General features: G+C 38.0%; 4 protein-coding genes and 1 pseudogene. 3 read left to right on the forward strand and 2 right to left on the reverse strand.

What is annotated here, in order from left to right; translation table 11 throughout:
- The coding region (locus DB41_RS10865; RefSeq protein ID WP_052244026.1) for a hypothetical protein at window positions 1-1,112 on the forward strand (1,112 nt) is incomplete at its 5' end.
- Between the two features lie 285 nt (window positions 1,113-1,397).
- On the opposite strand, the gene DB41_RS07935 is transcribed toward DB41_RS10865, so the two are convergent.
- On the reverse strand, window positions 1,398-2,147 hold the full coding sequence (locus tag DB41_RS07935) for a glycosyltransferase family 2 protein (RefSeq protein WP_039386157.1): 750 nt from the start codon (window positions 2,145-2,147) through the stop codon (window positions 1,398-1,400).
- 618 nt (window positions 2,148-2,765) lie between these two features.
- On the opposite strand from DB41_RS07935, the gene hemB reads away from it, so the two are divergent.
- The gene (hemB, locus tag DB41_RS07940; RefSeq protein ID WP_193365247.1) at window positions 2,766-3,791 is read left to right on the forward strand and encodes a porphobilinogen synthase; all 1,026 of its coding nucleotides are present in this window, start codon (window positions 2,766-2,768) and stop codon (window positions 3,789-3,791) included.
- Between the two features lie 575 nt (window positions 3,792-4,366).
- Window positions 4,367-6,762: pseudogene (locus tag DB41_RS07945) on the forward strand (phosphoketolase).
- Window positions 6,763-6,964: 202 nt separating this feature from the next.
- Here the strand turns inward: DB41_RS07945 and DB41_RS11950 are convergent.
- A partial coding sequence (locus DB41_RS11950) for a glycosyltransferase (protein ID WP_039386158.1) occupies window positions 6,965-7,733 on the reverse strand: 769 nt, incomplete at its 5' end.

Genomic DNA, 7,733 nt, shown 5'->3' on the forward strand with positions numbered 1-7,733 from the left:
GTAAAAGATGGAGAGAGCTTGTGGCTATTGAAATTTTGCCCTCCCTTTATAAAAAAATAGCAGCTATGCATGTCATCAATGGAAATGAAAAGCAGCGAACTCATCTCTTGGACAAGATTTATCAATTAGACTCTAAATTGGCTACTGCAGAGAAAGTGGATCGAATCTTTAAGCAAGTTTTTACCTTAGCTAAATCTCTTTCTCCTTTAGAGTTTAAAAATAAAACGGAAGAAAAAAGATATTTGACGCTTGCTAACTATTCTTCCTATCTCTTAAACATTAATCGCCTGCTTATCTGGGAAAAAATTCCTGAAGGAAAGGAATACTTAGCACAAGAAGAAATTAAGCTTTTATCTTTGGAAGAAAAAGGTAAGCTTTTTAGTCAGTGGATTGAAAGCTATGGCAAAGGGATCAAAGTATTAGATTTATCTAGATTAGGTTTAACTTATTTACCCCCTGAAATAGGCATGCTTTCTGCTCTTGTTTCTCTTAATTTAAGCCAAAATCAACTGACCTTTCTTCCAAAAGAAATAGGACAATTGACTCTGCTACAAAACCTTAATTTAAGTCAAAATTACCTTACCTTTCTTCCTAAAGAAATCGGCCTGTTTCTTCAGTTAATTTCCCTTAATTTAAACGAAAACCAACTCACCTGCCTTCCAAAAGAAATAGGTGACTTACATTGGCTACGACATCTTAACTTAAGTAACAATCATCTCGTCTCTCTTCCAAAAGAAATCCAGCAGCTGTCGCGACTATATTCGCTTAACTTAAACCAAAATCAACTATCTTTTCTTCCAAGGGAAATAGGTTTGATACCTGGGCTAGGGTGGCTTTATCTCAACCATAATCAATTGACCTCTTTTGCTATGGAAAGCGGTCTATTCTCTCAGTTGTATTCTCTTAGCTTAAGTCATAACCAGCTCACCTCCTTCGTGATAGCAATGAGGCAGCTTTTTCCGATGCAAAACCTTGATTTAAGCTATAACCACCTTAACACCCTTCCTACATCAATAGACCAATTACCTCAACTTCTCTCCCTTAAAACACAAGGAAATCCACTCGAAAATATTCCAGAGGAAATAAGGCAGCGTTTCCCACCCATAGAATAATAAACCTTGTTTTAATTTAAAGAAGGGCTAAAAAGAAACAAAAGGCTTTTGCTAGCCATGCTGTAGGCTAATGAAGATAAATTTTTAGCCTCGTATTACTCTTATACGCTTTAAAAAACATAGTCTATATATTTAATCCTCTGCAAGCTGTCTTGCTCCTTAACAAAAGAACGTTTATAAAATACGGGGCTGCATAAGAAGTAGTTCACAAGCGGTATTCTCGTCTGTCTTAAAGATTAAAAAGTTCAACTCCACCTTTCTATTTTTTTAACCTTGAGAATGGATTTAGCCATCTTTACGATTAGCTTCGTAAAGTTTAAGATATTTATAAAAAGCGGTATGTCCATTATAAGCAGAGATTATAAATCCCTCATATCCACCCATAAACCCTCTTTTAAGGATATAACTCTTAAGGAAAGAAAAGATACCATGCGTCAAAGCTTTAGATAAGGAGGCAGTTTTTTTACCTTTGTTCTGCTCAGCAAATAATGTCGAATAGGTCTGCATCTTACTTAAAAAGTCAGCGATAGAATTATAAGAATAATGAATAAGAGGGCTGTTTAAAGGTACATGTTGCATATGTTTGACAATGATAGCTTCATGCACTTGAACATTAGTAAAGCCTGTTTCTTTTCTATTATAAAGCCTATATTGACGATCTGGATACCAACCACACCAGCGAATAAACTTATTATTAAAATAATTGTGTCGTGGGAAAGAATAAACTACTTTTTCTTGCAAAGAAGTTGCTAAAATTTCTTGAATCATCGCTGGTGTCGCAAGTTCGTCACTATCTAAAGATAAGATCCAATCATGTTTTGCATAAGCAGAAGCCTTGTTATGAGTAGGACCAAATCCTTCAAAAGTAGCTAAGATAACACGCACATTAGAGTAACTTTTTGCTATCTTTATAGTATCATCTACAGATCCCGTATCATAAATTAGGACTTCATCAAAAAGACTTACACTATCTAACACTTGAGCCAGGTATTGGCAGCTATTCTTGGTCAAGATAGTGACTGAAATAGGTATCATGACATCCTCATCATTTTAATTTTTTAATGTTTTTTATTCTTTCTAGCTCGCCTATCTTCCCTATTCCTCTTTTCATCTTAAGATGGCAAAAAATTGTCCTTTTAAAACACCTAAGGCTAAGCCTCTAAAATTTTCCATGCTTCAAGGGTCAATCCTCCCTCCTCTCTTAAAAAAATTTAACCACCAGCCCAGGCAAAAACCTATTCTTTTGAAAACAGTTTTAGATAATTAATTTCTTGATAAGGTTTTTTAGTAGATTAAACAACAACTTGAGGTAGGATCTATCCTTCCTGCTAAAGAAGCAAGCTTTCTATGTAAATGCTAAGCGTTTTATTTCAAAAGTAAAGTAAGAGCCTCTAAGCTTTAAAAAAATTATCGAAGGATAGCAAACGGGAATATAATGCTTTAATTCTACTAAAAAGATTTATATTTCCCCTCCTTGGAGGTTATAAGCCTTCACAAATTTCTCATTTGTTTGCTCCATCATAAGATTCTTTAGACTCATTGGTCAAAATAAATTTCATCCATATTGACAGGGATTAGCAGCTTCTATATTTTTTCGTATTATAAAGGTTATAAATGCCTAAAAAATATGCCAAATATTAAGGAAAGCTATTTATGCGTCCATTACTCCCAGACTCCCTTATTAGCAGCCATCATGTCGATTTAGCCATTCGCCCTCGCCGCAATCGCAAAAGTCCTGCTATACGCTCTCTTATCCAAGAAAACCATCTCCTTCCTCATCAGCTGGTCGCTCCATTATTTATCATAGAAGGCCATCAACGCCAAGAGATGATTGCCAGCATGCCTGGCATCTGCCGCATCTCTGTGGATCTGCTTGTCAAAGAAGCCACTGAGCTTTATCAATTAGGTATTCGTGCCATTGATCTTTTTCCTGTTATCCTTGAAGAAAAAAAAGATAACTTAGGTAAAGAAGCCATAAATCCTCATAATTTACTCTCTCGAGCTATACAAGCCTTAAAGCAAGCGATCCCTGAGATGTGTATAATAGTCGATATTGCTTTAGATCCATACACTAGCCATGGTCATGATGGAATTGTAAACGAGTCAGGCCATATCCTCAATGACCCTACCCTTTACATGCTTGGAGAAATGTCTATCCTTGCAGCACAAGCTGGTGCTGACATTGTTGCCCCAAGTGATATGATGGATGGACGTGTAAGATACATTCGTGAAAATTTAGATAAAGCAGGCTTTAAAGAGGTAAATATTTTATCCTACGCAGCCAAATATGCCTCCTCTTTCTATGGCCCCTTTCGTGAAGCACTCCATTCTGCTCCTAAATTTGGTGATAAAAAAACTTATCAAATGGATCCTGCCAATAGCCGAGAAGCCATTCTTGAATCTATTTTAGATGAAGCGGAAGGAGCGGACATGCTTTTGATTAAACCTGCCTTAGCTTACTTAGATATTATCTCTATTATCCGAGAAAAAACTCTTCTGCCTCTTGCTGCCTATCATGTGAGTGGGGAATATGCCATGATCATGGCTGCTGCGGAAAAAGGATGGTTAGATGCAGATAAAGCTTTTATGGAAAGCCTTTTGTCCATCAAACGAGCAGGCGCTGATTTTATTCTTACCTACGCTTCAAAAAGAATCGCTCGCTTAATTAAGATGCAATAGTCTTTTCCTTGTGTTTTTTTCATGCCCTCAACGATTGGAGATAGACGATAGGAGATCGAACTTCTTTTAACTTTTCCCGCACTAGCTTAGGGAAAAGAAGTAAATGAGATGAGGTTAGACAGTGGATGGGATACAAAAACACTAAGCTTTAATTCAGCTTCCTACCTTTAAAAGATACGAAAAAAATAAGCCTACTTGATTAGCTTGGCAAATAAATTATAGTAAAGGGTTGTTTAGCAAGGCGATAGCTTATCTTTCTACATAAGGCTCTTTTTATACCCTTCTTCTTCATTAAGCTTAAAGTGTAATTGTGAAATTTATCCCTTTTTTCTATTTATTTTTGTTAATGCTCAGTCTATCTTTCCATCCCAGCTTAAATAAATGGCTTTAATTATTGGCACTACCTTCATTCTCTTTTACCTACATTTACGTTTCATTATTAGTGGCTTAAGTCAAAAAAAATTTTCAGTTATTTTATTCAAACTTTAACTACAGCTTTTCTTTAATCCTCCATTGAATTAAATAAATTACTAGTTGTATGAATAAAATAACTACAGGATTTTTAAGGAGAAAGTATGGTAAGAGAAATTCCTAGTACCATTTGCCAAGGCGGCCCCTTAACAGAGGAAGAGCTTTATAAAATGGATGCTTATTGGCGGGCAAGTAATTATCTCTCTGTTGGGCAAATTTATCTGCTTGATAATCCGCTTCTTAAACGTCCCCTTACTATTGAAGATATTAAGCCTCGCCTATTAGGTCACTGGGGAACAACCCCAGGCTTAAATTTCATTTATGTGCACCTAAATCGCCTGATTAAAGCTAGAGATTTAAATATGATCTACTTAGCAGGACCCGGTCATGGCGGTCCAGGCCTGGTAGCCAACGTTTATTTGGAAGGAACCTATAGTGAATATTACCCTAACATTTCTTCTGATGAAGAGGGCTTGAAAAAACTTTTTAAGCAATTTTCTTTTCCTGGTGGAATACCTAGCCATGTAGCCCCCGAAACTCCCGGCTCTATTCATGAAGGAGGAGAGTTAGGTTATGTACTTTCTCATGCCTACGGGGCTGTTTTTGATAACCCCGACCTTATTGCGGCATGCGTAGTGGGAGATGGAGAAGCAGAAACAGGACCGCTTGCCGCCTCCTGGCATTCTAACAAATTTCTTAATCCAGCAAAAGATGGTGCTGTTCTTCCTATCCTTCACCTCAACGGATATAAAATAGCTAATCCTACTCTCCTAGCTAGAATCAGTCCTGAAGAGCTAAAGAGCCTTTTCGAGGGATATGGCTACAAACCTTATGTAATCGAGGGTTCCGATCCTTATCAGATGCATCAAAATATGGCTCATACACTTGACATTGTCATAGCAGAAATTAAGAAAATTCAAGAAGATGCGCGTAAAAACCAACTTATCGAGCGTCCACGCTGGCCTATGATCATTCTTAAAACTCCTAAAGGATGGACAGGGCCACAAGAAGTCGATGGCAAAAAAACTGAAGGGTTCTGGCGCTCCCACCAAGTTCCTTTATCCAATATGGCTGTTAAACCTGCGCATATACAGCAATTAGAGAAATGGATGAAAAGCTATCGTCCTGAAGAGCTTTTTGATGAAGATGGAAGATTCCTCGCGGAGCTTGCTGCTTTAGCTCCTCAAGGGAAACGTCGTATGGGAGATAATCCCCATGCTAATGGAGGCTTACTCCGCAAAGAATTAAAAATGCCTGATTTCCGCGAGTATACCCTTGAAATTGAAAAACCTGGCCAGGTTGAAGCTGAGTCCACCCGTATCATGGGAAAATTCTTACGCGATGTAATGAAAAACAATTTACATAACTTCCGCGTGATGGGTCCTGATGAAACGGCTTCCAACCGCTTAGATGCCATCTATGAAGTCTCAAAAAAAGTTGGATGGCTGATTATCTTCCCGAAGATGAAGATGGTAGTGAGTTATCTGCCGAGGGGCGCGTGATGGAAATATTAAGTGAACATACATGCATGGGCTGGCTGGAGGGCTATGTTTTAACAGGCAGGCACGGTTTCTTTTCTACTTACGAGGCTTTTGCTCATATTATAGATTCTATGTTCAACCAACATGCTAAGTGGCTACATACCACCACCTCCTCTATCCACTGGCGTGCACCTATTTCATCGATTAACATTTTGCTAAGCTCCCACGTTTGGCGACAAGATCACAATGGTTTTTCCCATCAAGACCCAGGCTTTATTGATCATGTGATGAACAAAAAAGCTGGGGTCGTACGTGTGTACCTTCCACCCGATGCTAATACCTTATTATCTGTTACCAATCACTGTTTACGTAGTAGAAACTATGTGAATGTGATCGTTGCAGGCAAGCAACCGGCATTGCAATACTTAGACATGGAATCTGCTATTAAACATTGTGCAGCAGGCATAGGAATTTGGGAATGGGCCAGTAACGATCGTGGACATGTTCCTGATGTAGTGATGGCTTGTGCTGGTGATGTGCCCACACTAGAGACTCTAGCCGCTGTAGATATTCTTCGCCAACAAATCCCTGAGCTAAAAGTTCGAGTAGTTAATATTGTCAATTTGATGAAGCTCCAAAATCCCACCGAGCATCCGCATGGATTATCTGATAAAGATTTTGATGAATTATTTACCACGGATAAACCTGTCATTTTTGCCTATCATGGTTACCCTTGGCTCATTCATCGACTTACCTACCGCAGAACTAATCATGAGAATATTCATGTGCGTGGATATAAAGAAGAAGGCACAACTACAACCCCTTTCGATATGTGTGTGCGCAATCAAATCGATCGCTTTAGCCTCGTAGGAGACGTGATCGATCGAGTACCCAAGTTAGGCTATCTAGCAGCCTATATTAAGCAAGATATCCATAATAAGCTTATCGAACATGAAGAATATATCACTAAATATGGAGACGACATGCCGCTTGTTCGTCAATGGAAATGGCCTTACTAATGCAAGCATAAAGATAGAAGAGGGCAGGCACTTTAAAAAGGTATATTGTTACTTAAAAGAGAGTAAGCTGCTTATTACCCTCTTCTTTATTTAAGAACATACTTTAAACATACTTTTTTAAGTGCATAGATAGGCAAGGAGCCGCTTGAACGAATAAGGCAGATAGCATTCATTAGTTCCCCTTATCTTTAAAATTGCTTTTTTATTTAACGCTATCTATCAATTTTTTCAGGCTGTTAGTAAATTGGTAGGTTTTCTTTAAGTACATGGCTCTATTTTCTAAGCCTATTCTCCTTAACTCTTTGATAGGTAACTCTTTTAGATTATTAATAACCACCTCAAGCTGTACCGGATCCACATAATAGTTTGTTCCTAATAATTGTGGGCTACAGGCCTTGAAGGGAACAAGGCAACGTGGATCCTTGATAAATTCATTCATCGGAGGAGCATCTACCGTGACGACTACCGCCCTAGTTGATAGGGCTTCCATAATATAATGACCGAAACCCTCCGTTTCACTGAGACATAAATGAATTCCGCAGCTATTTTGCAAATCTCTTAGTGTAGGCTCTTCTACTCGGTGAGTAATCCAATGCAAGTTAGCTTGGCGCGGTCTAACAGTGCAAAAATGTTTAAGGATAATTAATAAAGGAAAAGAAGAATTACGTAACCAGCTATCTACTATCGGCTGCGTTCCTTTCTGCTCACTTCCTCCTGCTAAATGAAAAAACAAAGAAAAGTCTTTTTTTATATGGGAGAGATAACAATCATGACTTGTAAAGCCTAAGAAAAAGCATTTTAGCTTTAAGTTTTCAAAAATCCTTTGTGTTTCTTGAGTACGGCACAAAACAAGATCTATTAAGTCTAAAAGCTCTAAATCTTGCGTATACCATTCGGCATTAGGAATAAACCAATTGAGGGAAGCATAAGGAAGCCATGAAGGATTGATAGACTGAAAGAATATATTAATA

Source organism: Neochlamydia sp. TUME1, from assembly GCF_000813645.1.
In the GTDB taxonomy this organism is placed as follows: domain Bacteria; phylum Chlamydiota; class Chlamydiia; order Chlamydiales; family Parachlamydiaceae; genus Neochlamydia.

Coding starts and splice junctions, on each gene's coding strand:
- DB41_RS07935 (WP_039386157.1), bottom strand. CDS start 2,147: ATGATACCTATTTCAGTCACTATCTTGACCAAGAATAGCTGCCAATAC.
- hemB (WP_193365247.1), top strand. CDS start 2,766: ATGCGTCCATTACTCCCAGACTCCCTTATTAGCAGCCATCATGTCGAT.